This is a genomic window from Sphingomonas sp. NIC1 (assembly GCF_001638925.1).
Lineage (GTDB): Bacteria > Pseudomonadota > Alphaproteobacteria > Sphingomonadales > Sphingomonadaceae > Sphingomonas > Sphingomonas aquatilis.
Genome location: NZ_CP015521.1, coordinates 1546738 through 1570076, shown reverse-complemented (window position 1 = coordinate 1570076; position 23339 = coordinate 1546738). Strand labels below are relative to the sequence as shown.

Here is a 23339-nt window from a genome sequence, read left to right as displayed (position 1 = left end):
GTGGAACAGTTTTGACGTTCCGCACGCGCTGGCATAGGCGCATCGCATGTATGACGTGATCGTCGTCGGTGGTGGCCATGCCGGCACCGAAGCCGCCGCTGCCGCCGCGCGCCGCGGCGCACACACCTTGCTGCTCAGCCACGACCGACGCTTGATCGGGGCGATGTCGTGCAACCCGGCGATCGGCGGCCTGGGCAAGGGGCATATCGTTCGTGAGGTGGATGCGTTCGATGGCCTGATCGGTCGCGCCGCAGACGCAGCCGCGATCCACTACCGGATGCTCAACCGTAGCAAAGGCGCGGCGGTACAGGGACCACGCATCCAGGCGGACCGACGGCGCTATGCGGCGGCGATCCAGGCGATGCTCGCCACCCTCCCGACGCTGACGATCGACGAAGGCGACGTCGACGCATTGGTCATCGACGGGGGTCGCGCGACCGGTGTCGTATTGGGCGATGGCGCACGGATTGCGGGGCGGACCGTGGTGCTAGCGACCGGCACCTTCCTTGGCGGCCGGATGTTCAGAGGTGACGAACGCCATGAGGGCGGCCGTATCGGCGAACGCGCGGCGCGCAAGCTGGCGGAGCAATTGCGGGCGCTGGCCCTGCCGCTGTCGCGCTTGAAGACCGGCACCCCGCCACGGATCGATGGCCGCACGATCGACTGGGCGCGGCTCGACGAGCAGTCGTCCGATACCGATCCCTGGACCATGTCACCGATGACCACGGCGCGCCTGCTGCCGCAGGTCGCCTGTGCGATCACCCGTACGAACGGCGCGACGCACGATGCGATCCGCGGTGGGCTCGATCGCTCGCCGCTATTCGGAGGGGCGATCGCGGGGCAGGGCCCACGTTACTGCCCGTCGATCGAGGACAAGGTGCATCGCTTTGGTGACCGGGACGGGCATCAGGTCTTCCTCGAACCCGAGGGACTGGACGATGCCACGGTCTATCCGAACGGCCTGTCGACCTCCTTGCCGGTCGATGTGCAGACCGCGATGATCCGTAGCATCGCGGGGCTCGAGCGCGCGACGATCACGCTACCCGGCTATGCCGTGGAATATGATTATCTCGACCCGCGCAGTCTGGACGCGACGCTCGCGCTGGCAGCCATTCCCGGCGTCTATTGCGCAGGGCAGATCAACGGCACGACGGGCTATGAGGAAGCGGCGGGGCAGGGCCTTGTCGCCGGTCTCAACGCGGCGGCGACCGCGTGCGATCTGGAGCCCTGCGTTCTCGATCGCGCTTCTAGCTACACGGGTGTGATGATCGACGACCTGGTGTTGCAGGGGGTCACCGAACCCTATCGCATGCTGACTGCGCGCGCAGAATATCGCCTGTCGCTGCGCGCCGACAATGCGGAGACGCGGCTCGGCCCTATCGCCGAACGGCTTGGATGTCTGAGCGACGCCCGGCGAGCGCACCAGCGCGATTTGCACGAGAAGCGGGCGGCGATCCGTTCGGGATTGTCGGGGATGGTCACCGCATCGCAACTTGCTCAGCGTGGCGCAAAGGTGGCGCAGGATGGCAGTCGGCGGACGGCCTATGAATGGCTGCGCATGTCGGGCGTCACGCTCGACATGGTCGCGCCCGACGTGGTTGGCATCGCCCCGGCTGAGGTCGTCGACGAAATCATCGAGGATGCCCGCTACGCCCCCTATCTCGAGCGTCAGGCGGAAGAGGTCGAGCGGATGCGTCGTGACGAGCATGCGGTGCTGCCGTCCGACCTGGATTATGGCGCGGTGCCTGGACTCTCGAATGAGATGATCGACCGCCTCTGCAAAGCGCGTCCGGGATCGCTGGGCGCGGCCTCGCGGGTGCAGGGCGTTACTCCGGCGGCGCTGTCCGCCATCTATCTCTACGCGCAAAGGCGGGCAGCATGACCGAAGATGACGCTCGCGGATTGATGACGGAGAGGTTCGGACCGGATCGCGTCGAGCGGATTGCCGCGTTTCTCGATATGGTGGTCGCCGAGAACGACCAGCAAAATCTGATTGCTCCATCAACGATCGATACGATCTGGGTGCGCCATGCGCTCGACTCAGCGCAATTGATGTTTCACGTGGAACAATCGGCGGGGTCGTGGCTGGATATCGGCACAGGCGGAGGCTTTCCCGGCATGGTCGTCGCGCTGCTCTTCGACGGCAAGATGACGATGGTCGAGCCGCGAAAGAAGCGGGCTGCCTTCCTACAGATGTGCGTCGACCACCTCGGCATCGCCGGCGCCGATGTGGTGGCAAGCAAGGTTGAGGCTGTCTCGGGACGGTACGACATTATCTCCGCCCGCGCGGTGGCATCGGTCGAAAAGCTTTTGCAAGCGGCGGCGCCATGCGCCAAACCAGACACACGTTGGATCCTGCCTCGCGGTCGGATAGAGCCGGAGCAACTTACAGCGCTCCGTCGACAGCGCGATCGAGTGTTTCACGTGGAACATAGTCTTACCGATCCGGACTCGGCGATCCTCATCGTCGATCGTCACAAGGGGCGCGCTTCATGACCTGTATCGCCGTCGCCAATCAAAAGGGTGGGGTGGGCAAGACCACCAGCGCGATCAACCTTGCCACGGCACTGTCGGCGACCGGCAAGAGCGTCCTGCTGATCGATCTCGACCCGCAGGGTAACGCGTCGACCGGTCTCGGCATCGGTCAGGCCAAGCGTGGTCGGTCGAGCTATCACGTCCTCGTTGGCGAGGCGGAGATTGCTGATGCCGTCATCAGCACGCCGGTGCCGCGCCTCGATCTGGTGCCGGCGACGCAGGATCTGTCGGGCGCCGAGATCGAATTGGTCGAGTTCGACCACCGGACCCACCGTCTCGATCGCGCGCTGGCGCAGGTAAAGGGGCGCTGGGACATCGTGTTGATCGATTGCCCGCCGTCGTTGGGTCTGCTGACCATCAACGCCATGGTCGCGGCGGATAAGCTGCTCGTGCCGCTGCAATGCGAGTTCTTCGCGCTGGAAGGCCTGTCGCAACTGCTCACGACGGTCGAACGGATCCGCGAACGGTTCAATCCCGGCCTCGCCATCCTCGGCGTCGCGCTCACCATGTACGATCGTCGCAACCGTCTGACCGATCAGGTCGCGGCCGACGTCCGCGCGGTATTGGGGCAGGTGGTGTTCGATACGGTGATCCCGCGCAACGTCCGCCTGTCCGAAGCGCCGAGCCATGGTCTGCCCGCGCTGATCTACGATCATCGCTGTTCGGGTTCCCAGGCCTATATCGACCTTGCGCGCGAGCTGATCGCACGCCTGCCGCAGACAGCCGCGGTGGCGGCATGAGCGATGGTGGCAAGCGCAGCCGTCCCGCCGGGCTGGGGCGGGGCCTCAGCGCGTTGCTGGGTGAGATGGCGACCGAGGCACCCGTCACACCCGGTGCCAAGAGCAATACGCCGAGCGGCGTACGCATGCTGCCGGTCAGCGCCTTGGCGCCGCACCCCGATCAGCCGCGTCGCCATTTCGACGACGCGTTGCTCGACGAACTCGCCGCCTCGATCGCCGCGCGTGGGCTGATCCAGCCGATCGTCGTCCGGCCGCACGGTCACGATTATCAGATCGTCGCGGGTGAACGCCGCTGGCGTGCGGCACAGCGGGCCCGGCTGCATGAGGTGCCCGTCGTCGTCCGCGACTTCGACGATGCGCAGACGCTCGAGATCGCGCTGATCGAGAATATTCAGCGCCAGGACCTCAACGCGATCGAAGAGGCGCAGGCGTATCAGCGGCTTGCCGGCGAATATGGCCACACGCAGGAAGCGCTGGCGAAGATCGTTCACAAATCACGCAGCCACGTTGCTAACCTATTGCGATTGCTGGAACTTCCGGCCGATGTGCAGGCGCGCGTCACCGATGGCTCGCTGTCGATGGGGCACGCGCGCGCGCTGCTCGGTGCGCGCGATGTCGAGATACTGGCGGAGCAGGTCGTTGCCCGCGGCCTGTCGGTACGCGAGACCGAAAAGCTCGCCCGCGGTGCCAAGCCGGAGCGGGCAGGGGGCAGCCGCGGCGGTGGCGCGGCCCCACAGGCGCCCGACGCCGATATCGCGGCGCTGGAGCGTCAGCTGTCCGACCTTCTCGGCCTGAACGTCCGCATCGCGCATAGCGACAAGGGCGGCACGCTCACGCTGACCTATGGCACGCTCGACCAGCTCGACATGGTGTGCCAGCGCCTGACCGGCGACACGATATGATCCTCCGATCGGACGAGCATGACGATCTGCCGACGCCCGATGGCGGCGTGATGCGGACGCACTGGTTCCGCCCGGTGGCGGAGGGGCGTTATCCGGGGCTGTTGCTGTTTTCGGAAATCTATCAGGTCACCGACCCGATCCGCCGGCTCGCGGCGTTCTTCGCGGGGCACGGCTATGTCGTGGCGGTGCCCGAAGTCTATCACGAGTATGAGGCGCCGGGCACGGTGCTCCGCTACGATCCGCTGGGCACCGATCGCGGCAATGCGCTGAAGATCGCGAAGCCCGTCGCGGCCTATGACAGCGACGCCCGGATCGCGCTGGACGCGCTCGTCGCACATCCGGCCTGCACCGGCGCGCTGGGAACGATCGGCGTGTGCCTGGGCGGCCACCTGGCCTATCGCGCCGCGCTCGATCCGCGGGTCCGCGCCGCCGCGTGTTTTTATCCCACCGATATCCACAGCGGCACGCTGGGCGCGGGGCGCTGCGACGACAGCCTGGCGCGCATGGCCGATCTTAAGGCGGAGACGCTGTTCGTCTGGGGCCGGCAGGACCCGCATGTCCCTTATGCGGGGCGTGAGGCGATCCGGACACGCCTCGAAGAGGTGGGCGCGACCTATGAATGGCATGAGGTGAACGCGCAGCATGCCTTCCTGCGCGACGAAGGGCCGCGCTATGATCCGGCGTTGTTCGTCGCGGCAACCGGCTGGGCGCTGGCGCTGTTCGGGCGCGTGCTTCGATAAAACCGACCTGATCGTCATCCCAGCGCAGGCTGGGATCTCCTGTTGGCACGCACACGGAGAGCAACGACAGACCCCAGCCTACGCTGGGAAGCCGTGATAGGCGAACGTCGCCTACCCCCGCCGCTCGACCCCACGGGTCAGCTCGGTGAGCGCATGGTCCGCGAGAACGCCGCCCGCATTCCCGCTCGCCATCACCGCCCGCTCGGCATGGCGCACCCGGTCGAGCGCGGCCGCCAGCATCGCGGCATTCCAGCGCCGCAGCGCCTGTGCGGTTGCGGCTTCCTCTCGAAAGAAGACGCGATGGCGCTTGAAAACGTTGTCCTGCCCCGCGCCGGCGTCGATCTCCGCCTTCATTTCGGCCAGCGTCATCAGCTTGCGCGCGAGTTGGCGCAGCCACGGAATGGGCGAGGTGCCGGCCTCGCTCAGCCGGGCCAGCTCCGCGCCCAGCACCGCGGTCTGCCCGCCGACGACGGCGTCCACCACCCGGCTCGTCTCCGCTTCGCCCAAATCCGCGCCGATCGCGTCGAGCGCCGTATCGTCCAGGTCGTGCGGGCGGTCAGGCGCAGCATCGAGGAACAGCGCCAGTTTCTCGATCTCACGCGCCAGCACCGCACGATCGCCGCCGCAGGCTGCCGCCAGCCGCGCCGACACGGTGCCGCCGGGGCGCAGGCCCGCATCGCGCGCCATGCCCGCCGCCAAGCGCTCCAGATCGGCCGCGGTGGGCTCATAGGCGCCGAACGCCATCGCGCGCCGTGAGTCGATCGCGAGCTTGACGATCTTGGCGGTCGACTTCACCGTTGGGGCCAGCGCCACCACCGGGTTGCCGGCATGATCCGCCTCCAGCAGCGCGGTGAACGCCTCCAGGCACTCCTCGCCCGCCGGCGACACGCGAATATGCCGCGCGCCGCCGAACAAGGACATGGAAGCGGCCTCGTCAGACAAGCGCGCCGGATCGGAGCGCAGCGTTGCGCCGTCCAGATCGATACGCTCCGCCTCCGGCCCCATCGCCTTGGCGAGCAAACCGGCAAGCTCCGCCGCCGCCGAGGCATCGGGACCGTGGAGCAGATACAGGCGAATATCCGGCGACGGGCGTTCCAGCGCCGATCGGATATCGCGCGCGTTAGCCTTCATCGCCCCGCAGGACGGCCGTTGGCGTAGACGGCAAGGCGCGAGACGATCTGGTCCGCGACGATCCCCGACAGGCGCTCCAGCGCCGTATTTTCCGCCGCGATCGTCGCATATTCGGATTGGACGACGTCGATGCCCGCGTCCGATCCTGCCGTCGCGTCGACCAGCACGCTGCCGTCGTTGAGGTCGACCAGCTGATAGCGCGCGCGCAGCGTCCGCCGCTCGCGCGTCACGCTGTCGTCGCGACGCACGCCGAATCCGGCGATCTTGTCGTCGAGCTTCACGTCGAGGCGATAGCGCGGCGCATTGCTGCCATCCGCCGCCAGCCGGTCGCGCAGCGCATTGCTCATCAGCCAGCCCGCCTTGCCCTCGATCGGCGCGACCTCGACATGCGACAGCGTGCCCGCGACCGCGCCACCCGCGCCGCCACCATACAACGGCTTGAGACCGCAGGCGCTGGCCATCAGCGCGAGCGGCACGAGGAGCGTCAGGCGAAGCGCGGGAAAACGGATCATGCGACGATATTCACCAATCGGCCGGGAACGACGATCACTTTTTTGGGGGCCTTGCCGTCGAGGCTGCGGACGATCTTGTCGCTGGCCAGCGCCACGGCCTGCAACGCGTCGCGGTCCATGTCCTTCGGGACCGTCAGCGTATCGCGCAGCTTGCCGTTGACCTGCACCGCGATCGTCACCTCATCCTCGACCAGCAGGCGCGCATCGACCTCGGGCCAGGGCGCATCGGCGATCAGGCCGTCCATACCCTTGGCCGCCCAGGCTTCCTCGGCAATGTGCGGCACCATCGGCGCGACGAGCAGCATCAGCGTGTAGACCGCGTTGCGGCGCGAGGCGCCGGGCGCGGCGCGCTCGATCGCGGTGACCAACTCGTACAGCCGCGCAACCGCCTTGTTGAACGCCAGCGCCTCGATGTCCTGTTCGATGCCCAGGATCGTCTGATGCAGCTTGCGATCAAGCGCCGCATCGTCGCCGTCGCCGGGTTCGGGCGTCTCGCCATCGAACAGGCGCCACAGCCGCTGGACGAAGCGCCATGCGCCCTCGATCCCCGATTCGCTCCACGGCAGGTCGCGTTCGGGGGGCGAGTCGGACAGCATGAACCAGCGCGTCGCGTCGGCGCCGTAGCGATCGACGATCGGCTCGGGATCGACCGTGTTCTTCTTCGACTTCGACATCTTTTCGACACGGCCGACCGTGATGGGCTGGCCGGTCGCGGTTTCGATCCCGTCGCGAATGTCGCCGGGCGACAGCCAGCGGCCGTCCGAGGATTTGTACGTCTCGTGCGTCACCATGCCCTGCGTGAACAGGCCGGTGAACGGCTCGGCGATGTTGAGCAGCCCCATGTGCTTGAGCGCCCGCGTCCAGAAGCGCGCGTAGAGCAGGTGGAGGATCGCATGCTCCACACCGCCGATATATTGCCCGACCGGCAGCCAGCTTTCGGCGACCGCGCGGTCGAACGGCTTGTCCTTGGGCTGGCTGGCGAAGCGGATGAAGTACCAGGACGAATCGGCAAACGTATCGAGCGTGTCGGTCTCGCGAAGTGCCGGCTTGCCACACGACGGACAATTGACATGCTTCCACGTCGGATGGCGGTCGAGCGGGTTGCCCGGCACGTCGAACGACACGTCGTCGGGCAGCACGACGGGCAACTGGTCCTTCGGCACCGGCACGACGCCACAGCTGTCGCAATGGATCACCGGGATGGGCGTGCCCCAATAGCGCTGGCGGCTGACACCCCAGTCGCGCAGGCGATAGACGGTCGACCCCTTGCCCCAACCGCCCTCTTCGGCCTTCGCGATGACCGCGCGCTTGGCGGCCTCCACGTCCATTCCGTCGAGGAACGCCGAGTTCACCAGCGCGCCCGGACCCGTATAGGCCTCGTCGCCCTCGAAGACCGGATCGGTCGTGTCGCCATCCGCGACGACGCGCTGCACCGGCAGGTCGTATTTCCGCGCGAAATCGAGGTCGCGCTGGTCGTGCGCCGGCACGCCCATCACCGCGCCGGTGCCGTACTCCATCAGTACGAAGTTGGCGATATAGACGGGCAATTGCCGTGTGGAATCAAACGGATGCGCGGCGGTGAGGCCGGTGTCGTAGCCCAGCTTTTCCTGCGTCTCCAGCTCGGCCGCGGTCGTGCCGCCCTGCTTGCAGCGCGCGATGAAAGCGGCAACCTCCGGGTTGCCAGCCAGCGCCTGTGCGATCGGATGATCCGCCGCCACCGCGACAAAGCTCGCGCCGAAGATCGTGTCGGGCCGCGTCGAAAACACCTCGATCGTCTCGCCATTCGACACCTGGAACCCGAAGGTCAGGCCCTGGCTCTTGCCGATCCAGTTCTCCTGCATCAGCTTGACCTTGTCGGGCCAGTGCTTGAGCTCGCCCAGTCCCTCAATCAGCTCGTCGGCGAATTGCGTGATCTTCAGGAACCACTGGTTCAGCTTGCGCTTCTCGACCAACGCGCCCGACCGCCAGCCGCGCCCGTCGATCACCTGCTCGTTGGCGAGCACGGTCATGTCGACCGGATCCCAGTTGACCGCCGATTCCTTGCGATAGACCAGGCCATTCTCGAGCATGTCGAGGAACAGCGCCTGTTCGTGGCCGTAATAATCCGGCTTGCAGGTGGCGAGCTCGCGGCTCCAGTCGAGTGCGAAGCCCAGGCGCTTCAGCTGCGCCTTCATCGTCTCGATATTGGCGAGCGTCCACGTGCCCGGATGCACGCCCTTTTCCATGGCGGCATTCTCGGCGGGCATGCCGAATGCGTCCCAGCCCATCGGGTGGAGCACTTCATAGCCGCGCATCCGGCGGAACCGCGCCAGCACGTCGCCCATCGTATAGTTGCGGACGTGGCCCATGTGGATGCGCCCCGATGGATAGGGGAACATCTCGAGGACGTAGCTTTGCGGCTTGCCGCTGCTATCCTTGGCGGCAAAGGTCTGGCGATCGTCCCAGACCTTTTGCCAGGCCGAGTCCGCGGTCAGCGCGTTGAAACGCGTGGTCATTCAGCAATTTCCGTTATCAGCGCGGTGCCGGCCGCAAGGGGGCCCGGCACCGCAGGCAGGCATCAGCCCGCGATAGACGCCCGGCGCAGGTCGCGGGCGCGGGTGAGGATGATGTCTTCGAGCTTCTGCGTCGTCGCGGCCTGCACCGGCGCCGACACCCACTGGCCGCCGCGGTTCACTTCGCGCAGCGCCGCGACGCGGAGCGCATCAGCACGCAGGTCCTGATCCAGGATCGACACGGTCACCTTCATCCGCTCGGTCGGCACCTGCGGGTTGACGTACCAGTCGGTGACGATGACGCCGCCGTTGGAATCGGTCTGGAGCAGCGGCATGAACGACAGCGTGTCGAGGCTCGCGCGCCACAGGTAGGAGTTGACGCCGATCGTCGTGATCTTCGACGCGGCGAGATCGGCGCTCGCGACGGTCTTGTTGCCGCGACCGCCGCAAGCGGCGAGCGGCAGAGCGATGGCGGCGACCATGAGGGCGGTGCGCAACGAGCGGATCATGGGCGTGACTGTCCTGCAGAAAAAGAAGCGCTCTCGCTCTATAGATGCGCACGATCACCCGCAAGCGAGCCGTGATTCGACCGGATTGGGACGATCGGCCGCCGAAACCTGTGTGCCGATTGCAACAGTCGGACAAAATGATGCCTGAGCCAGCAATACTTCCATATTGGCCCGCGCCGGAATCGTGTTAGGCGCGTTGCAGCGGGAGTCGAGGGGACTGCTTGTGTTTGTGAAGCGTGCCGGTGGGCGTGCGATGACTGTGTTGATGGCGGGAGCGCTGGTCGCTGCCGGCGTCGCCGTCGCGCCTGCATTCGGCGCCGCCGAACGCGTCCAGCCCGCCCGTCGCATCACGTCTGCCACGCCGCGCTTCACCGGATCCTTCACCCCGGCCGCGGCCGACCCGCGACTCGCCGCGGCGATCGCGCGCGGGGGTCTCGACGGCATGGACTTCCGCTTCACCCCGGCAGAGGCCCGGCAGGACAAGCGCGCGGTGACCGTCGCGGTCCGCGTCCGGTCCAACCGCGTCGCGCTCGCCGATGCCGCCCGCACCACCGCCCCGGCACCGACCGTCGGCATCCAGCCGATCGCCTACAACCTCGGCGCTTCGGTGGGCTGGAAGCGCTTTGCGGTTTCGGGTGGCATCAACCACATCGATCTCGGCCCCGTGCCGGGCAGCCGCGAATCGACCGATGTCGCGCTCACCTATCGCGCCGGCCGCGCCAGCAGCCGCGTGATGGCCGTCTCCGACCGTCCGCTCGACACCACGCCGAAGCTGACGCAGGAACCGTCGAGCTATTCGGTCGACGTCAGCAGCTCCTATTCGCTGACCCGCAATCTCGATCTGACCGCGGGCATGCGCTACCGCTCGGATCGCGACCGCCTGACCCGCCTCGACGATACGCGGCGCGACAGCCAGTCGGTCTACGTGGGCACCGCCTTCCGCTTCTGATCGCGAGGGTCGAGGCGGGCGTGATCTGACCACAGGTCACGCAGCGAAGGCTGGGATCTCCTGACGAGAGCGCGAAGCAGCAGCACAGTGCGGCTAATCGACACTTTGTCCTCCGTCATTGCGAGCGCAGCGACGCAATCCAGGGCCGGACCAAGACGCCCTGGATTGCGTCGCTATGCTCGCAATGACGGCTGCCGATGAACCTAGCGCCTGCCGGGCATCAGCCCATCGATCGCCGCCCAGCCGTCGAAGCCATAGCGGCGGATCGCCAACCAGCGGGTGCCCGTCATCCCGCCAAGCGCAACACGGCCGGCGCCAAGCCCTCGTCCGACACCCACCGCCCGCCGCACGCCCAGCGCCCGCGCACCCGGATGCGACCGGGTGGCAAAGACCGGCGACACGAACAGCCACGCGGCCCCCGCGCGGATACCGCGAATCGCCTCGCGTCGATCATGCGCTGCATGGGTGAAGGCCCGTCGGCCGCCATGCGACCCGACGCCCGGCAGCCCACCGGCCGCGCTGATCCGCAACTTGCGTGCCGTCGCCAGCCGCCGCACCGTCAGGAACAGCCGGTGCCGCTCGCCTCGCGACAGACCGTAATGGCGGAACACCACGCCCGCACCCGGCGGCAGCGCGCGGATCGCCGGCAGCAGCGCCGCGCCGATGCGTTCGTCGGTCATCAGCCACGCATGACGGCGGGGAGAGAGATTGCGGTTCAGATCGGCCACCACCCCGCTATAGCGAGCGTCATGACCGCCGACACCCTGTCCCCGCCTGCGCCCTCCGCTCTCCACAATGTCACCACCGCCATCGCCCAGGCCGCGCACATCGCCGGCCGGAAGGCGGAGGCGGTGACGCTGATCGCCGTGTCCAAGACGCACGACGCCGATGCGATCCGCCCGCTGCTCGACGAAGGCCATCGCGTCTTCGGCGAAAATCGCGTTGCCGAGGCGGCGGAGAAATGGCCCGCGCTGCGCGCGGCCTATCCGGGCGTGTCGCTCCACCTGATCGGCCAGCTTCAGTCGAACAAGGCCGACGACGCGGTCGCGCTGTTCGACGCGATCCATTCGGTCGATCGCCCGTCGCTGGTCGAGGCGTTGGGCAAGGCGATGGCGAAGACCGGCCGCCGCCCCGACTGTTTCGTGCAGGTCAATATCGGCGCGGAAGACCAGAAGGGCGGCTGCGCCATCGCCGATCTGCCCGCCCTGCTCGATCAGGCGCGCGCTGCCGGTCTGCCGATCGTCGGGCTGATGTGCATTCCACCCGCCGACGTCGAGCCCGCGCCCTATTTCGCGCTGCTCGCCAAGCTGGCGCGCGAGGTCGGCCTGACCGGGCTCAGCATGGGCATGTCGTCCGATTATCCGACCGCGGTGACGATCGGCGCGACGCACGTCCGCGTCGGCAGCGCCTTGTTCGGCGCGCGTGGCGGAGCCGCGGCATGACGCCGCGTGGCCTGTTGTTCGATTTCGACGGCGTGCTGATCGAGAGCGAATTCGCCGGCAACCGCCAGCTTGCCGAATGGCTCACCGACGCGGGCTATCCGACGACCCCCGCAGATTCGATGGCGAACTTCATGGGTCTAGCGGGCCCCGATTTCCGTAAGGCGATCGAGGCGTGGATCGGCGGCCCGATCCCCGCAAGCTTCGACGCGGCGCGGGACGCGGAGGATGCGCGCGCGATGGCGGAGGGGATCGATGCGGTGGCCGGTGCAGTCGCCTTCGTGCGCTCGCTGCCCGCCGATCTGCCGCGCGCGGTCGTCTCGTCCAGCCCGACGCGCTGGATCCGCCGTCACCTCGACCATATCGGGCTGGCCGACGCGTTCGGTGACCATATCTACAGCGGCCGCGAGCACGTGACCCGCGGCAAGCCCGCGCCCGACCTGTATTGGCACGGCGCTGCGGCGATCGGCGTTCCGATCGAGGCGTGCGCGATACTCGAGGATTCCCCGGTCGGCGCCACCGGCGCGGTCGCGTCCGGCGGCCACGTCATCGGCCTGTGCGCCGGCACGCATTGCGCCATCGGCCACGACGCACGGCTGAAGGCGCTGGGCGTCCAGGCGATCGCGCACGACTTCACCGAGGTCGCACGACTGTTGGGCCTCTAACCCACCCCGTCATCCCGGCCCTGCGCCGTGGCACTGGTCATTCCTCCCCCGCCAGGGGGAGGTGGCGCCGCCAAAGGCGGTGACGGAGGGGGATGTCAGGGCGCGCGTCGTGGGCAGGGACGTTCCTTTCCGCCCCCTCCGTCATGCCTGCGGTATGCCACCTCCCCCTGGCGGGGGAGGATCATCCAACCCCGCAGAAGTCGTCCGTCCTACAACCGCGGGCCGGACACCTGGGCGCGCACCTTCTTCGGCGCATCCTTGAACAGCGCCACCATCGCCGGATTGCGCGAATCGCGCACCGCATAGTCGCGCGCCGACAGGCCGGCGAGATTGTCCGTCTGGTCCGGGTCGGCGCCCTTGTTGATGAGCGTGCGCGCGATGCCTTCGTTGCGGGTGTTCACCGCCAGTATCAGCGGCGTCTGGCCCGACGAATTGGCGAGATTCGGGTTTGCCTTGAACATCAGCAGCAGGTCGACCAGATCGTCGCGTCCGGCCATCACCGCCAGCGCCAGCGGCGTATTGCCCTTGGCATCGCGGATGTTGGGATCGGCCTTATGCTGCAGCAGATATTGCATGTAGAGATTGCCCGAATGGCTCGTCAGGTCGTGCAGCGCGCCGCGGCCGGTGGTGGGCGATTTGGTGTTGATGATCGTGCTGCCCGGCGTTTCGATCATCGTGGTTACGGTCTTGCCGTCCTCCTTCTCGATCGCCTGCAGGAATTTGTAGCTTTCGGACTGTTGCTGCGCGGCGGCGGGGGTGATTACGGCGGCGGCGAGGCTGAGGGCGAGCAGGAAAGGGCGGCGGATCATCGTAGGTCCCTTGGACAAGACTTGCGGGCGCACCGGTAACAGATCACAGCTGCCACGGTCATGAACATTCTGCGCTTCGCCCGCCTCGCCGTGCCCGCCGCCGCTTTGGCGGTGGCCGCCTGCCAGCCCGCAGCCACCACGGCGCCACCGCTCGCCGGCGCGAAGATCGGCGGGCCGTTCAGTCTAGTAAATCAGGACGGCCGCACCGTTACCGACCGCGATTTCGCGGGCAAATACCGGATCATGTATTTCGGCTACACCTATTGCCCCGATGTCTGCCCCACCGATGCGGCGGCGATCGGCAAGGGCGTGGCGCTGCTCGCCAAGAGCGATCCCGATCTCGCCAAGCGGATCGTACCGATCTTCGTCAGCGTCGATCCCGAACGCGACACGCCCAAGGTGCTGAAAAGCTTCGTCTCCGCCTTTTCGCCGCAGATGGTCGGGCTGACGGGTACGCCCGCGCAGATCGCTGCGGTGTCGCAGGCCTATGGCGTGTTCGCCGGCAAGGGCGAGGCGCAGCCTGGCGGCGGCTATCTGGTGAATCACAGCCGCGCCACCTATCTGATGAGCCCGGACGGCAAGCCGCTCGCGCTGCTGCCGTCGGACAAGGGGCCGCAAGCCGTGGCCGACGAGATCAAGCGCTGGGCGACATGAGCAAATTCTGGGAGCTGCCGATCGAGCAGCTCGATCGCGGCCAATGGGAGGCTCTGTGCGACGGCTGCGGCAAATGCTGCATCCACAAGCTGGAGGACGAGGATACGGGCGAGGTCGTGCCGACCAACGTCGCCTGCCGCCTGCTGAACCGCCGCACCGGCTTTTGCTCTGACTATAAGCACCGCCGCGCCTATGTGCCCGAATGCGTGCGGCTGACCGCGGGCAATGTTCGCGACATCGACTGGCTGCCCAGTACCTGCGCCTACCGCCTGCGCGCGGCGGGCGAGCCGTTGCGCGACTGGCATTATCTGATCAGCGGCGATCGCGAGACGGTCCACACCGCCGGCATCTCGGTGCGCGGTTGGACGGTCAGCGAGGACGATGTCGGCGACCTCGAAAACCATATCGTCGATCGTGAGCTGTGAGCGACCCGTTCGAGGTCGTCCGCCATCCCACCGCGCGGCGCGTGCGCCTGTCGATCGATCCGGCGAGCGGCCGCGCGCGGCTGGTGTTGCCGCGCCGCGCCGCGTTGAAGCCCGCACTCGCCTGGGCGCGCGGCAAGGCGGACTGGATCGCGGAGCAGCAGGCGCGCCTGCCGGTGGCGCGGCCCTATGCGCCGGGCATGGTGCTCACCGTCGCCGACCGGGTGCTGACGATCGACTGGCAGCCGGGTAGCCGCCGCCGGGTCGAGGTGGTGGGCGACACGCTGTCGCTGTCCGGCCCGCTCGACACGCTGCCGCGCCGCGTCGAGACGTGGCTGAAGCGCACCGCGCTCACCCAATTGGCCGACGACACGGCCTATTTTGCCTCCAAAGCCGGCGTGATCGTGACGAAGGTCGCGATCGGCGACGCGCGCGGGCGCTGGGGCAGCTGCGCCGTCGACGGCGTCATCCGCTACAGCTGGCGGTTGATCCTGGCGCCGGGCTGGGTGCGCCGCGCGACGGTGGCGCATGAGGTCGCGCACCGCGTCCACATGAACCACGGCCCCGCCTTTCATGCACTCGTTGCGCAACTGTACGACGGCGATCCGACGCCGGCGCGCGCCTGGCTGCGCACGCACGGCGCGGGGCTTCACTGGGTCGGGCGATCGTCCTGAACCGGGCGCTGTAGCGGCGCGCGCGGCGGCAGATAGCCATCGCGCGGCGGCGGGCCCTGCCGCGACGGAGCGGTGGCGGAGGGCACGCGCTGCCCGTCCCGCGCGCCGTCACGCGGCGCCGGATCCCGCGACGGCGCATCGCGGCCGGTGACGCGGTCGATCAGGTCGTTGAGCTGCTGCTGCGGCGGCGTGTCGGGGGCGCCGCCGTCTGCCGGTTCGCCCTGCGCCTGCGGATCGGTCTCGCGCGGCGTTTGGGGTAGCGGATTGCCATCCGGATCGACCATCGGCGCGCCTGCAGTGCCATCGTCGGGTTGGCCGTAATAGGCCTCCTCATCCGGCTCCAGTTGCCAGTCGGGCAGGGTGACCTGCGTATCGAACTGCTCGATCGGCCGGTTGGCGGTGGCGGGCTTCATGAATGCCGCCCATGCCTTGGCCGGCGCGGTGCCGCCGTGCAGCCCGGCCACGGGCTTGGCATCGTCGCGGCCCATCCACACGCCGGTGGTAAGACCGCTTGAGAAGCCGAGGAACCAGCCGTCCTTCAGCGAGGTGGTGGTGCCGGTCTTGCCCGCGACCGGCCGGCCGATCTGCGCGGCGCGGCCGGTGCCGGTGTTCACCGCGGTCTGCAACAGGTCGATCATCTCGGCCGCGACATAGGGCGCGACGAGCACGCGGCTGCGGTCCACCTCGTGGCTGTAGATCGTCTGGCCGTTCGCGGTGACGCGCGTGATTCCGTACGGCGTGACCGCGACGCCCTTGTTGGCGACGCTGGCAAAGGCGCTCGTCATGTCGATCAGCCGCACGTCGCTGGTGCCCAGCACCATCGCGGGATGCGTGTTGATCGGCGTCGTGATGCCGAAGCGCCGCGCCATCGCGGCGATGGTGGAAAAGCCCAATTCCTGCCCCAGCTTCGCCGCCACCGTATTGAGCGAATAGGCGAAGGCGGTGCGGAGACTGACCGGCCCTGAATTGCGCCGCGAATCGTTGCGCGGGCTCCAGCCGTCGATCGTCACGGGTTCGTCGACGATCGTATCCTCGGGCTTATGCCCGGCCTCCAGCGCGGCGAGATAGACGAACAGCTTGAACGCCGATCCCGGCTGGCGCACCGCCTGCGTCGCGCGGTTGTAGATCGAGGTGACGTAATCCTTGCCGCCGACCATCGCGCGCACGCCGCCGTCGCGATCCAGGCTGACCAGCGCGCCCTGCACGCCGTTCGGCGCATTGGCGCGAATCGCCGCATCCGCCTCGCGCTGCATCGCGGGGTCCAGCGTCGTCCACACCTCCAGCGGCGCGCTGGTCTCGTCGATCAGCGTGTCGAGCTGCGGCAGCGCCCAGTCGGTGAAGTAGCGCGCGCTATTCTGCTGGCGTTCGGGCGTCAGCTTCAGGTCGGCGACGTCCGCCGCCTGCGCTTGCGCCTCGGTGATGTCGCCTGCGCGCACCATCTGTTGCAGCACCACGCCGGCGCGGCCGCGCGCCGCCTCGGTATCGGCGGTCGGCGAGTAATTGGACGGCGCCTTCACCAGTCCGGCGATCACCGCGGCCTCGCCGATGCTCAGATGATTCGCGCCATGGCCGAAGAACTTCCGGCTCGCGGCGTCGATGCCATAGGTGCCGCCGCCGTAATACATCTTGTTGAGATACAGCTCGAGGATCTCGTCCTTGCTGAACTTGCGTTCCAGCGCGAGCGCCAGAATCCATTCGCGGAATTTGCGCCCGAACTTCTTCTGGTTGTTCAGGAAGACGTTGCGCGCCAGCTGCTGCGTGATCGTCGATCCGCCCTGCACCCAGCGCCCGCGTTCGAAGCGGACCTGCACCGACCGCGCGATGCCGATCGGGTCGACGCCCGGATGGCCGCGGAACCGGCGATCCTCGACCGCGACGGTCGCCTGCCGCATGATCCTGGGGATCTGCGCATAGGGCAGCCATTCGCCATAGCTCGGCCCCAGCGAGGCGATGATGCTGCCGTCGGCGGCATGGACGCGGATCATCTGGCCGTTGGGCGAGCTTTTCAGCTCGTCGAAGCTCGGCAGCTGCGAGCGCGCGACATAGACCGCCATCACCAGCGCGCCGAAGGCGAGGATGCCGAGACCGATCAGAATCTGGAGGGTAACGACGATCCGCCGGCGCCAACGAGAGCGGGGGGCGGGAGCGGAGCGGGAGGTGCGCGCACGAGCCATGGAGGGGCCCGCGATTACGCGCTTCCGGGGCGGGTCACAAGCACGCGCACATCGCGGCGCGCCGATTTGCGCGGACGCTGCGACCGGTGGCGGCTCAGCCCGCCACCCGCGTCGCGCTGGCGATGAGTCCGATGAGCCCGGGCGGCGCCAACGCCACGCCCAGCGCGGCCCAGCGCCGTTCCGCCAGCGTCCGGATCGCGCCTGCGACCGCCATCGGCCGGATCAGCTGCCGCGCGAACCGTGTCTGCCACGCCGCCGATCCGGCAGGACCGTCGCGCAGGCAGGCGTCCGCGGCGCTGATGCCGCTCGCCAGCGCGATGCCCATGCCTTCGCCGGCCAAACTGGGGATGACCCCCGCCTGGTCGCCCAGCCGGAACAGCCCCGCCGCGCCGCCGCGCTCGCGCCAGCCATAGGGCACGTTGGCGATCGCATCGATCGGCGCATCCGACGCGCGATAGGCGAGTCGCTCGCCCAGCCGCGGATGCGCCGCGCCCAGTGCGTCCAGCAGCGCGGGCAGGCTGCCCGCCTCGTGCAGGCGCGACCGGTGCACTGCCATGCACAGATTGGCGCTGCCATCCTCCTGCAAGGCGATGCCGGCATAGCCGCGGTCGAACAGGTGCAGCTCGATCCGCCCGCGCAGCGCCTGCTCCAGCGCGGGTGCCGGGCCCAGCCGCACGCGCACGCCCAACGTCGGGTCCGTGCCGCGCGCCTCCGCCGGCCGGGCGAGGCCGCGCAGGTCGTGCTTGCCCGTGGCGAGGAACAGCGCGTCGCCGCGCAGCGGGCAGCCGTCGTCCAGCCACACCGCATCGCCCTCTACCCGGCGCACCGTGACGCCGGTTTCCAGCCCCGCGCCGCTCGCCTGCGCCTGTTCGCGGAGCAAAGTATCGAGCCGCCGCCGCGACACGCCGACGGCGGGGCGGGGCAGGCGTGCGGTCCGTACGCGCTGGCCCGCAAACAGCACCACCTCGGTCAGCCGATCGCGGTTGAGCGCATCGGCGTCGATACCCAGTTCCTTCAGCCGATCGAGCGTCCGCCAGCTGACGAAGCCGCCGCACAGCGCATCCGCCGCCGCATGCCGCTCGAGCAGCAGCGGCGTCACGCCGCCGCGCGCCAAGCGGATCGCTGCGGCCGATCCGGCCGGCCCGCCGCCGACGATCAGCGCAGCCGTTCGACGCATAGCCGGAAGGGGAAGGCGCGGAACACCCGCGCATAAGAGATACCTGCCTCGGCGAGCAGCGGCGGCCATTCGGCCGGGCGATAGGAGCGCGCGATCGACAGCGTGCCGTCATGCCGCACGATCGGATGCCAGCGCGCGATCCGTGCCAGCAGCGGAAAGCCCGCATGCGCGAAACCGTGTCGATGCAGGTCGTTGACCAGCCAGCCACGCTTGGCTTCGGTCTCCATGAAGCGCAGGAAGGCGATCAGCTGATCGTGCGTCATGTGATGCGCGACCAGGCTCGACAGGATCACGTCCCATCCGCCGCCCGCCAGATCGGCATAATCGCCGGTGATCCAGCGGATCGGCAGTTCGGGCGGGGTATGCGCGCGCGCCGCCGCCTCGCTGCGCGGGTTGAGGTCGACGCCGACCAGCTCGACCGGCAGGCGCCGCTTCGCCGCCCAGCGCGCGATCCGCCGCAGCATGTCGCCGTCGCCGAACCCGACGTCGAGGATGCGCAGCCGATCGGCGCCGCGCGCGGCACGCGCCAGGAAGCGCAACGTCGGCCGCGCCGCCATCGTGACGACGTTGACGCGGGCAAGGTCGGCGACCACCGCGGCATAGACGTCCGCAGGCAGATCGTCCGCGTCCATCAGTTCGTCCGCCTGAGCGCGGGTGGCGAGCGTCATGCCACGAACCGCAGCCGCAATCCTTCGGCGGCAAGCCCGGGACCGAAGGCGAGCGCGACACCTTGGTCCACCGCGGGCGGGGCGGCGAGCAGGCGGGCCAGCACGAACATCAGCGTCGCCGACGACATGTTGCCATTGTCGCTCAGCACCGCGCGCGACGCCGCCAGCGCGGTGCCGTCGAGCGCCAGCGCGCCCTGCACGGCATCCAGGATCGATCGTCCGCCGGCATGCACCGCCCAGAACAGGTCCTGCGCCAGCGCCCCGTCGGTCAGCGTCGCGACCAGCGCGGGATCGTGCAGCGCGGTGGCGATGCGTCCCGGCACCGCCCCGTCCAGGTGCATCGCAAAGCCCGTGTCCGTGATATTCCAGCGGATCAGCGCCTCGCTGTCGGGCAGCGTCGCGGCAAAGGGCGCCTCCAGCATCAGCCCCTGCGTGTCCGCATCGGCGCCTGTCACCAGCGCCGCGGCGGCACCGTCGCCGAATTGCAGCATGGCGAGAAGCGGCTCGATCTCGTGCGTTGCCTGTAGATGCAGCGTCGACAGCTCCACCGTCACCACCAGCACTCGGGCGGTGGAGTCGGACCGGACGATATGCCGCGCGGTGCGCAACGCGACCACTGCAGCATAGCAGCCCATGAAGCCGATCAGCAGCCGCTCCGCGGTCGGCAGGCCCAGCCGCGCGGCGATGATCTGGTCGATTCCCGGCGCGACGAAGCCGGTGCAGCTCGCCACGACCAGATGGGTGATGCCATCCAACTCCGCGCGTGTCGCCAGATCGTCGATCGCGGCGAGGGCCAGCGCCGGTGCAGCCTCGGCATACACCGCCATCCGTGCCGCCGTACCGGGCAGCGCGTCCGCATAGAAGCCGCCCGCATCGACCGGGCTGTGCCCAGCGCTCCCTGGCAAGACCGACCAGCGATGCGTGATACCGGCGCGCGCGGCCATGCGATCGAACAGCGCGGCATAGCGCGGCTCAACCTGGGCCTTGGCCCAGCCGATGAAGGCGTCGTGGATATCGTTAGCGGGCACGGCCGTACCGATGGCGCGCAGGCAGGCGTAAGGGGGGAGCGGCACCGGGGTCCTTCACACGTCCGCCGAAACGGCGCACGACAGGCACAAACGCGTCGCCGCCGAGATGGATGCATGCCTCGCAATAAAATGGCGATTGGTGCGTTTCGGTCGCATCGGGGGTAATGAAACTATCCGAGAATTTCTTGTGTTTCCCGATGGATGTCGCATAGATTTCCGCTCGACAACCAACGCTTGTGGGGGAGCCGGATGGCGGGGGAATCCATTGCCGGGCTGGTCAAGGACCTGACGGCGCAACTGTCGGCCATCGCCAGTGAATTTGGCGCGCGCGCGGATCGGCTCGCGTATGGCGATACCGGCGACGAAACGCACGACCGGCCGAACCGCGACGAGGCGGCGGCGGCACCCGATGCGCGCGAGCTCGCCAAGCAATTGCTGGCGCAGCGCATGGCGCGTTTCGATCACTTTCCGGCCGAACTGTTCCACGAGCCGGCGTGGGACATGCTGCTCGCGCTGTTCGTCGCGCATGAGGAACGGCGGACGCTGAACGTCAAGGCGCTGGTCGGCACCGCGCATACGCCGGTCACCACGTCGCAGCGCTGGATCGATCATCTGCACAAGCTGAAGCTGGTCGATCGCGTTATCGATCCGCACGACCGGCGGCGCATGGAGGTCTCGCTGAGCGACACCGGCCAGACTGCGGTCCGCGCCTATCTGCGCCGGCTGGGCGCCGCCTGACCGACGGGCGTTCTGCGATTTTTTCGAAAAGTGGTGCGGCCGAGAAGACTCGAACTTCCACGGGCTTTCGCCCACAACGACCTCAACGTTGCGCGTCTACCAATTCCGCCACGGCCGCACGTGATGAGAATACCGGGCGGAGCCGGCATCTGGCAGGCGCAGGCCCCTAGCAAAGCGTTTCATGCTCCGCAAGCGCCCCTTTTTCGTTTTCGCGGCCCGCCCGCTCCGGTAGCGCGGGGCCATGACGGTCCGCCAAGCTCTTTCGACCCATGGCGAAACCCGGCGCCTGCTGGCGCTCGCCTGGCCGGTGGTGCTGACCAGCCTCAACTGGACGCTGCTGCAGGTGACCGACGTGATGGTCGTCGGCCTTGTCGCGACCGAAGAGGTAGCGGCGCTGGGCGCCAGCCGCGCGCTGGGCTTCGTCGGCATCGTCGCCGGCCTTTCGTGGCTGTCGGGCGTGCTGGTGATGGCCTCGCGCGCCGACGGCGCGGGCGATCTGCCGCGCACCGGCGGCGTGCTGCGGGAAGGGCTGGTGCTGGGACTGCTGCTCGGCGTCGCGATCGGCGGGCTGTTCCTGGTCGCTGCCGAACCTCTGCTTGCATTGGTCGGCGTCGCGGCGGACCGGATCGACGAAAGCGCGCGCGTCGTCCGGGCCTTTGCCATCGCCTTTCCGTTCCAGCTAGTGAACGTCGCCGCCGCCTTCTTCCTCGAAGGGGTCAGCCGCCCCGGCCGCGTCGCCGCAGTCAATCTGTCGGTGCTGCCGGTCAATGCCGTGCTCGCCTGGGCGCTGTCGGCGGGGCATCTCGGCTTGCCCGCTTTGGGGGCAGTGGGGGCGGCGCTCGCGACCAGCATCGCCTCGCTGCTGGGTGCCGCCGGCATGGTGGCGAGCGCGCTCACCCTGCCGCGCGCCCGGGAGCGTGAGGTGCGGCGCACCGACCGCGCCGCCTGGGCCGGCGTGCCGCGCGGCGTCGTGGCGCTCGCCGCCTTCGGCCTCGTCCCCGCGATCGCCTCGGGGCTGGAGCTTGCCGGCTTTTCGATCCTCATCGCGCTGTCGACGCAATTGGGCGACGTCGCCGCTCATGCCTTTCAGATCGTCTTTTCGATCCACAACGTCACCTTCGCCATCGCGATCGGACTGGGATCAGCGGCGGGCGTGCGCGCGGGCAATGCGGTGGGTGAGGGGCAGCCGGCCGCCGCCATCCCTCGCACGCTGATCGCGGTCGGGCTGGCGATCGGTGCGCTCGGCCTGCTGGTGCTGATCTTACGTACGACCGCGCCGGGAATCGTCGCGCTGTTCCCGGCGACGGCGCCGGTCCATGTCCTCGGCACCGCGATGCTGGCGGTGTGGGCCCCGTTCATCGTCTTCGACGGCATCCAGGTCGTGCTGATGTACGCCTTGCGCAGCCTCGGCGATCAGGTGGTGGCGGGGGTCAACAGCATCCTCGCCTATTTCATCGTGTCGGGCGGCCTGGGCTGGTGGCTGGTGCATCAGGGGATGGGGCCGATGGCGCTGGTCTGGGCTTCGGGCCTTGGCATGGTGGCCGCCGCGGTGCTGCACGGCGGCCGGTTCGCGCTTATGGGTTGGCGGCTTCGCCAGCAAAGCTGAGCTCCAGCCGCTTCGAATTGGACGGTACGTCCAGCTTGGCCGAATTGAAGTCGATCGACGCCCCCGGATTCAGCGTCCGCTGCTGCGGATTGATCGTCCAGCTGTAGACGATGCGGCCCTGCGCATCGCGCAGCTCGGCGCGGATATCCGGCACGCGCTGTTTTTCGGACGAAGGGTTGGTGATCTGCCCGCTGACCGCGAACAGTTCCGATCCGTTTTCCAGCTCGCGCCGCTCGATCGGATTGTCCTTCAGCCGCAGCGGCGATTCGTCGGTGCCGACCGGCAAGCCGACGCGCGCGAGCAGCCCCGGCGCACCGACGAACAGGATCGCGCCGATCCCGGCGATCAGCAACAAACCGACCAGCACCGCGATCACCGTCCAGCGGCGCAGCGCGTTGCGGCGCGGCCGGAACGGCGGGCGATGCGCGAAGGCGTCATAGTCCGGCGCGGCAACGACGGGCTCGGGCGCGGCGACGCGCGCCCCCGGCAGCACCGCGGGCTCCAGGAATGGCGGTGGCGCCTCCTCGTCGGGCGCATCGGGCAGGTCGAAGCGCGGCTGGTCCGCCATGACGGGCGGCGGCGGAGGAGGAGGGGGCGGGGGCGCGGGTGGGGCAAGCGCCTCCTCCTCGGGCACCGGCGGTTCCTGGAACCAACTGTGCCGGCAATTGGCGCAGCGTACGGTGCGGCCCTCCACCCCGATCGCGCTGTCGGGCACCAGATAGCGGGTGCTGCATTCGGGACATTCGAGGATCATGCGCGACGCTTTACGACAGAT

At 68.6% G+C, this 23339-nt stretch carries 24 protein-coding genes and 1 tRNA gene; 13 read left to right on the top strand and 12 right to left on the bottom strand.

Annotated elements, in window-relative coordinates; genetic code table 11:
* Nucleotides 1-46 precede the first annotated feature (46 nt).
* From mnmG to A7E77_RS07560, 5 genes are read left to right on the top strand one after another with little or no spacing between them, the layout of a single operon-like run.
* Nucleotides 47-1882: a tRNA uridine-5-carboxymethylaminomethyl(34) synthesis enzyme MnmG gene (mnmG, locus tag A7E77_RS07580; protein WP_063687036.1), complete on the top strand. Its 1836-nt coding sequence runs from the start codon at nt 47-49 to the stop codon at nt 1880-1882.
* Nucleotides 1879-2496, top strand: coding sequence for a 16S rRNA (guanine(527)-N(7))-methyltransferase RsmG (gene rsmG, locus A7E77_RS07575; RefSeq protein ID WP_063687034.1), 618 nt, complete (start codon nt 1879-1881; stop codon nt 2494-2496). The genes mnmG and rsmG overlap by 4 nt, the downstream gene beginning before the upstream one ends.
* The gene (locus A7E77_RS07570) at nt 2493-3275 is read left to right on the top strand and encodes a ParA family protein (RefSeq protein ID WP_017980507.1); all 783 of its coding nucleotides are present in this window, start codon (nt 2493-2495) and stop codon (nt 3273-3275) included. Before rsmG ends, A7E77_RS07570 begins: the two co-directional genes overlap by 4 nt.
* Complete coding sequence (locus A7E77_RS07565; protein ID WP_017980506.1) at nt 3272-4177, top strand: ParB/RepB/Spo0J family partition protein; 906 nt, start codon at nt 3272-3274, stop codon at nt 4175-4177. Before A7E77_RS07570 ends, A7E77_RS07565 begins: the two co-directional genes overlap by 4 nt.
* Nucleotides 4174-4917 (top strand): dienelactone hydrolase family protein, encoded by a 744-nt coding sequence (locus A7E77_RS07560; RefSeq protein ID WP_063687032.1) that lies wholly within the window; start codon nt 4174-4176, stop codon nt 4915-4917. Before A7E77_RS07565 ends, A7E77_RS07560 begins: the two co-directional genes overlap by 4 nt.
* A gap of 111 nt (nt 4918-5028) precedes the next feature.
* On the opposite strand, the gene holA is transcribed toward A7E77_RS07560, so the two are convergent.
* The 4 genes from holA to A7E77_RS07540 form a co-directional block, all read right to left on the bottom strand.
* The gene (gene holA, locus A7E77_RS07555) at nt 5029-6048 is read right to left on the bottom strand and encodes a DNA polymerase III subunit delta (protein ID WP_063687030.1); all 1020 of its coding nucleotides are present in this window, start codon (nt 6046-6048) and stop codon (nt 5029-5031) included.
* Nucleotides 6045-6560 (bottom strand): LPS assembly lipoprotein LptE, encoded by a 516-nt coding sequence (lptE, locus tag A7E77_RS07550; RefSeq protein WP_063687028.1) that lies wholly within the window; start codon nt 6558-6560, stop codon nt 6045-6047. The genes holA and lptE overlap by 4 nt, the downstream gene beginning before the upstream one ends.
* Nucleotides 6557-9055, bottom strand: coding sequence for a leucine--tRNA ligase (gene leuS / locus A7E77_RS07545; protein WP_063687026.1), 2499 nt, complete (start codon nt 9053-9055; stop codon nt 6557-6559). The genes lptE and leuS overlap by 4 nt, the downstream gene beginning before the upstream one ends.
* Nucleotides 9056-9117: 62 nt before the next feature.
* Complete coding sequence (locus tag A7E77_RS07540; protein WP_017980501.1) at nt 9118-9561, bottom strand: DUF3576 domain-containing protein; 444 nt, start codon at nt 9559-9561, stop codon at nt 9118-9120.
* A gap of 253 nt (nt 9562-9814) precedes the next feature.
* Between A7E77_RS07540 and A7E77_RS07535 the strand changes: the two genes are divergently transcribed.
* A complete protein-coding gene (locus A7E77_RS07535) occupies nt 9815-10510 on the top strand; it encodes a hypothetical protein (protein ID WP_318842608.1) in 696 nt (231 codons plus the stop codon).
* 203 nt (nt 10511-10713) lie between these two features.
* Here the strand turns inward: A7E77_RS07535 and A7E77_RS07530 are convergent, their stop codons facing one another.
* The gene (locus tag A7E77_RS07530) at nt 10714-11238 is read right to left on the bottom strand and encodes a thiamine phosphate synthase (RefSeq protein WP_226341875.1); all 525 of its coding nucleotides are present in this window, start codon (nt 11236-11238) and stop codon (nt 10714-10716) included.
* 21 nt (nt 11239-11259) lie between these two features.
* Between A7E77_RS07530 and A7E77_RS07525 the strand changes: the two genes are divergently transcribed.
* Both A7E77_RS07525 and A7E77_RS07520 read left to right on the top strand, forming a co-directional pair.
* Nucleotides 11260-11952, top strand: a complete 693-nt coding sequence (locus A7E77_RS07525) for a YggS family pyridoxal phosphate-dependent enzyme (protein WP_063687020.1) — start codon at nt 11260-11262, stop codon at nt 11950-11952.
* Nucleotides 11949-12614 carry an HAD family hydrolase gene (locus A7E77_RS07520; RefSeq protein WP_063687018.1) on the top strand — a complete coding sequence of 222 codons (666 nt, stop codon included), beginning with the start codon at nt 11949-11951 and terminating at the stop codon, nt 12612-12614. The genes A7E77_RS07525 and A7E77_RS07520 overlap by 4 nt, the downstream gene beginning before the upstream one ends.
* Before the next feature lie 209 nt (nt 12615-12823).
* Here the strand turns inward: A7E77_RS07520 and A7E77_RS07515 are convergent, their stop codons facing one another.
* A complete protein-coding gene (locus tag A7E77_RS07515; protein ID WP_017980496.1) occupies nt 12824-13423 on the bottom strand; it encodes an ankyrin repeat domain-containing protein in 600 nt (199 codons plus the stop codon).
* 60 nt (nt 13424-13483) lie between these two features.
* Here A7E77_RS07515 and A7E77_RS07510 point away from each other — a divergent pair, with 60 nt between their 5' ends.
* The 3 genes from A7E77_RS07510 to A7E77_RS07500 are packed head-to-tail and all read left to right on the top strand — an operon-like array spanning nt 13484 to nt 15173.
* The gene (locus tag A7E77_RS07510) at nt 13484-14077 is read left to right on the top strand and encodes an SCO family protein (RefSeq protein ID WP_063687016.1); all 594 of its coding nucleotides are present in this window, start codon (nt 13484-13486) and stop codon (nt 14075-14077) included.
* Nucleotides 14074-14502: a YcgN family cysteine cluster protein gene (locus tag A7E77_RS07505; RefSeq protein WP_063687014.1), complete on the top strand. Its 429-nt coding sequence runs from the start codon at nt 14074-14076 to the stop codon at nt 14500-14502. Before A7E77_RS07510 ends, A7E77_RS07505 begins: the two co-directional genes overlap by 4 nt.
* Nucleotides 14499-15173: a M48 family metallopeptidase gene (locus tag A7E77_RS07500; RefSeq protein ID WP_063687012.1), complete on the top strand. Its 675-nt coding sequence runs from the start codon at nt 14499-14501 to the stop codon at nt 15171-15173. The genes A7E77_RS07505 and A7E77_RS07500 overlap by 4 nt, the downstream gene beginning before the upstream one ends.
* Here A7E77_RS07500 and A7E77_RS07495 read toward each other — a convergent pair.
* The 4 genes from A7E77_RS07495 to A7E77_RS07480 form a co-directional block, all read right to left on the bottom strand.
* On the bottom strand, nt 15149-17347 hold the full coding sequence (locus A7E77_RS07495; protein ID WP_063687010.1) for a transglycosylase domain-containing protein: 2199 nt from the start codon (nt 17345-17347) through the stop codon (nt 15149-15151). The two genes, A7E77_RS07500 and A7E77_RS07495, sit on opposite strands and share 25 nt — an antisense overlap.
* Nucleotides 17348-17441: 94 nt before the next feature.
* Nucleotides 17442-18524, bottom strand: coding sequence for an NAD(P)/FAD-dependent oxidoreductase (locus tag A7E77_RS07490; protein WP_063687008.1), 1083 nt, complete (start codon nt 18522-18524; stop codon nt 17442-17444).
* Nucleotides 18503-19192, bottom strand: a complete 690-nt coding sequence (locus A7E77_RS07485; RefSeq protein WP_063687006.1) for a methyltransferase domain-containing protein — start codon at nt 19190-19192, stop codon at nt 18503-18505. The genes A7E77_RS07490 and A7E77_RS07485 overlap by 22 nt, the downstream gene beginning before the upstream one ends.
* The gene (locus tag A7E77_RS07480; protein WP_413243591.1) at nt 19189-20220 is read right to left on the bottom strand and encodes a type III polyketide synthase; all 1032 of its coding nucleotides are present in this window, start codon (nt 20218-20220) and stop codon (nt 19189-19191) included. Before A7E77_RS07480 ends, A7E77_RS07485 begins: the two co-directional genes overlap by 4 nt.
* Before the next feature lie 249 nt (nt 20221-20469).
* Here A7E77_RS07480 and A7E77_RS07475 point away from each other — a divergent pair, with 249 nt between their 5' ends.
* Nucleotides 20470-20958 carry a winged helix-turn-helix transcriptional regulator gene (locus A7E77_RS07475; RefSeq protein ID WP_017980488.1) on the top strand — a complete coding sequence of 163 codons (489 nt, stop codon included), beginning with the start codon at nt 20470-20472 and terminating at the stop codon, nt 20956-20958.
* 31 nt (nt 20959-20989) lie between these two features.
* On the opposite strand, the gene A7E77_RS07470 is transcribed toward A7E77_RS07475, so the two are convergent.
* Nucleotides 20990-21076, bottom strand: a tRNA-Leu gene (locus A7E77_RS07470).
* Between the two features lie 123 nt (nt 21077-21199).
* Here A7E77_RS07470 and A7E77_RS07465 point away from each other — a divergent pair.
* Nucleotides 21200-22564: an MATE family efflux transporter gene (locus A7E77_RS07465; RefSeq protein WP_063687002.1), complete on the top strand. Its 1365-nt coding sequence runs from the start codon at nt 21200-21202 to the stop codon at nt 22562-22564.
* Here A7E77_RS07465 and A7E77_RS07460 read toward each other — a convergent pair.
* Nucleotides 22533-23318, bottom strand: a complete 786-nt coding sequence (locus A7E77_RS07460) for an MJ0042-type zinc finger domain-containing protein (RefSeq protein WP_063687000.1) — start codon at nt 23316-23318, stop codon at nt 22533-22535. The genes A7E77_RS07465 and A7E77_RS07460 overlap by 32 nt on opposite strands.
* Nucleotides 23319-23339 lie beyond the last annotated feature (21 nt).

What these genes read in the sequence shown, in the direction of transcription:
- holA (WP_063687030.1), bottom strand. Translation starts at nt 6,048, where the DNA reads ATGAAGGCTAACGCGCGCGATATCCGATCGGCGCTGGAACGCCCGTCG.
- A7E77_RS07510 (WP_063687016.1), top strand. Translation starts at nt 13,484, where the DNA reads ATGAACATTCTGCGCTTCGCCCGCCTCGCCGTGCCCGCCGCCGCTTTG.
- A7E77_RS07475 (WP_017980488.1), top strand. Translation starts at nt 20,470, where the DNA reads ATGGCGGGGGAATCCATTGCCGGGCTGGTCAAGGACCTGACGGCGCAA.
- A7E77_RS07505 (WP_063687014.1), top strand. Translation starts at nt 14,074, where the DNA reads ATGAGCAAATTCTGGGAGCTGCCGATCGAGCAGCTCGATCGCGGCCAA.
- lptE (WP_063687028.1), bottom strand. Translation starts at nt 6,560, where the DNA reads ATGATCCGTTTTCCCGCGCTTCGCCTGACGCTCCTCGTGCCGCTCGCG.
- A7E77_RS07570 (WP_017980507.1), top strand. Translation starts at nt 2,493, where the DNA reads ATGACCTGTATCGCCGTCGCCAATCAAAAGGGTGGGGTGGGCAAGACC.
- A7E77_RS07490 (WP_063687008.1), bottom strand. Translation starts at nt 18,524, where the DNA reads ATGCGTCGAACGGCTGCGCTGATCGTCGGCGGCGGGCCGGCCGGATCG.
- rsmG (WP_063687034.1), top strand. Translation starts at nt 1,879, where the DNA reads ATGACCGAAGATGACGCTCGCGGATTGATGACGGAGAGGTTCGGACCG.
- A7E77_RS07465 (WP_063687002.1), top strand. Translation starts at nt 21,200, where the DNA reads ATGACGGTCCGCCAAGCTCTTTCGACCCATGGCGAAACCCGGCGCCTG.
- A7E77_RS07560 (WP_063687032.1), top strand. Translation starts at nt 4,174, where the DNA reads ATGATCCTCCGATCGGACGAGCATGACGATCTGCCGACGCCCGATGGC.
- leuS (WP_063687026.1), bottom strand. Translation starts at nt 9,055, where the DNA reads ATGACCACGCGTTTCAACGCGCTGACCGCGGACTCGGCCTGGCAAAAG.
- A7E77_RS07540 (WP_017980501.1), bottom strand. Translation starts at nt 9,561, where the DNA reads ATGATCCGCTCGTTGCGCACCGCCCTCATGGTCGCCGCCATCGCTCTG.
- A7E77_RS07565 (WP_017980506.1), top strand. Translation starts at nt 3,272, where the DNA reads ATGAGCGATGGTGGCAAGCGCAGCCGTCCCGCCGGGCTGGGGCGGGGC.
- A7E77_RS07485 (WP_063687006.1), bottom strand. Translation starts at nt 19,192, where the DNA reads ATGACGCTCGCCACCCGCGCTCAGGCGGACGAACTGATGGACGCGGAC.
- mnmG (WP_063687036.1), top strand. Translation starts at nt 47, where the DNA reads ATGTATGACGTGATCGTCGTCGGTGGTGGCCATGCCGGCACCGAAGCC.
- A7E77_RS07535 (WP_318842608.1), top strand. Translation starts at nt 9,815, where the DNA reads ATGACTGTGTTGATGGCGGGAGCGCTGGTCGCTGCCGGCGTCGCCGTC.
- A7E77_RS07460 (WP_063687000.1), bottom strand. Translation starts at nt 23,318, where the DNA reads ATGATCCTCGAATGTCCCGAATGCAGCACCCGCTATCTGGTGCCCGAC.
- A7E77_RS07515 (WP_017980496.1), bottom strand. Translation starts at nt 13,423, where the DNA reads ATGATCCGCCGCCCTTTCCTGCTCGCCCTCAGCCTCGCCGCCGCCGTA.
- A7E77_RS07495 (WP_063687010.1), bottom strand. Translation starts at nt 17,347, where the DNA reads ATGGCTCGTGCGCGCACCTCCCGCTCCGCTCCCGCCCCCCGCTCTCGT.
- A7E77_RS07525 (WP_063687020.1), top strand. Translation starts at nt 11,260, where the DNA reads ATGACCGCCGACACCCTGTCCCCGCCTGCGCCCTCCGCTCTCCACAAT.
- A7E77_RS07520 (WP_063687018.1), top strand. Translation starts at nt 11,949, where the DNA reads ATGACGCCGCGTGGCCTGTTGTTCGATTTCGACGGCGTGCTGATCGAG.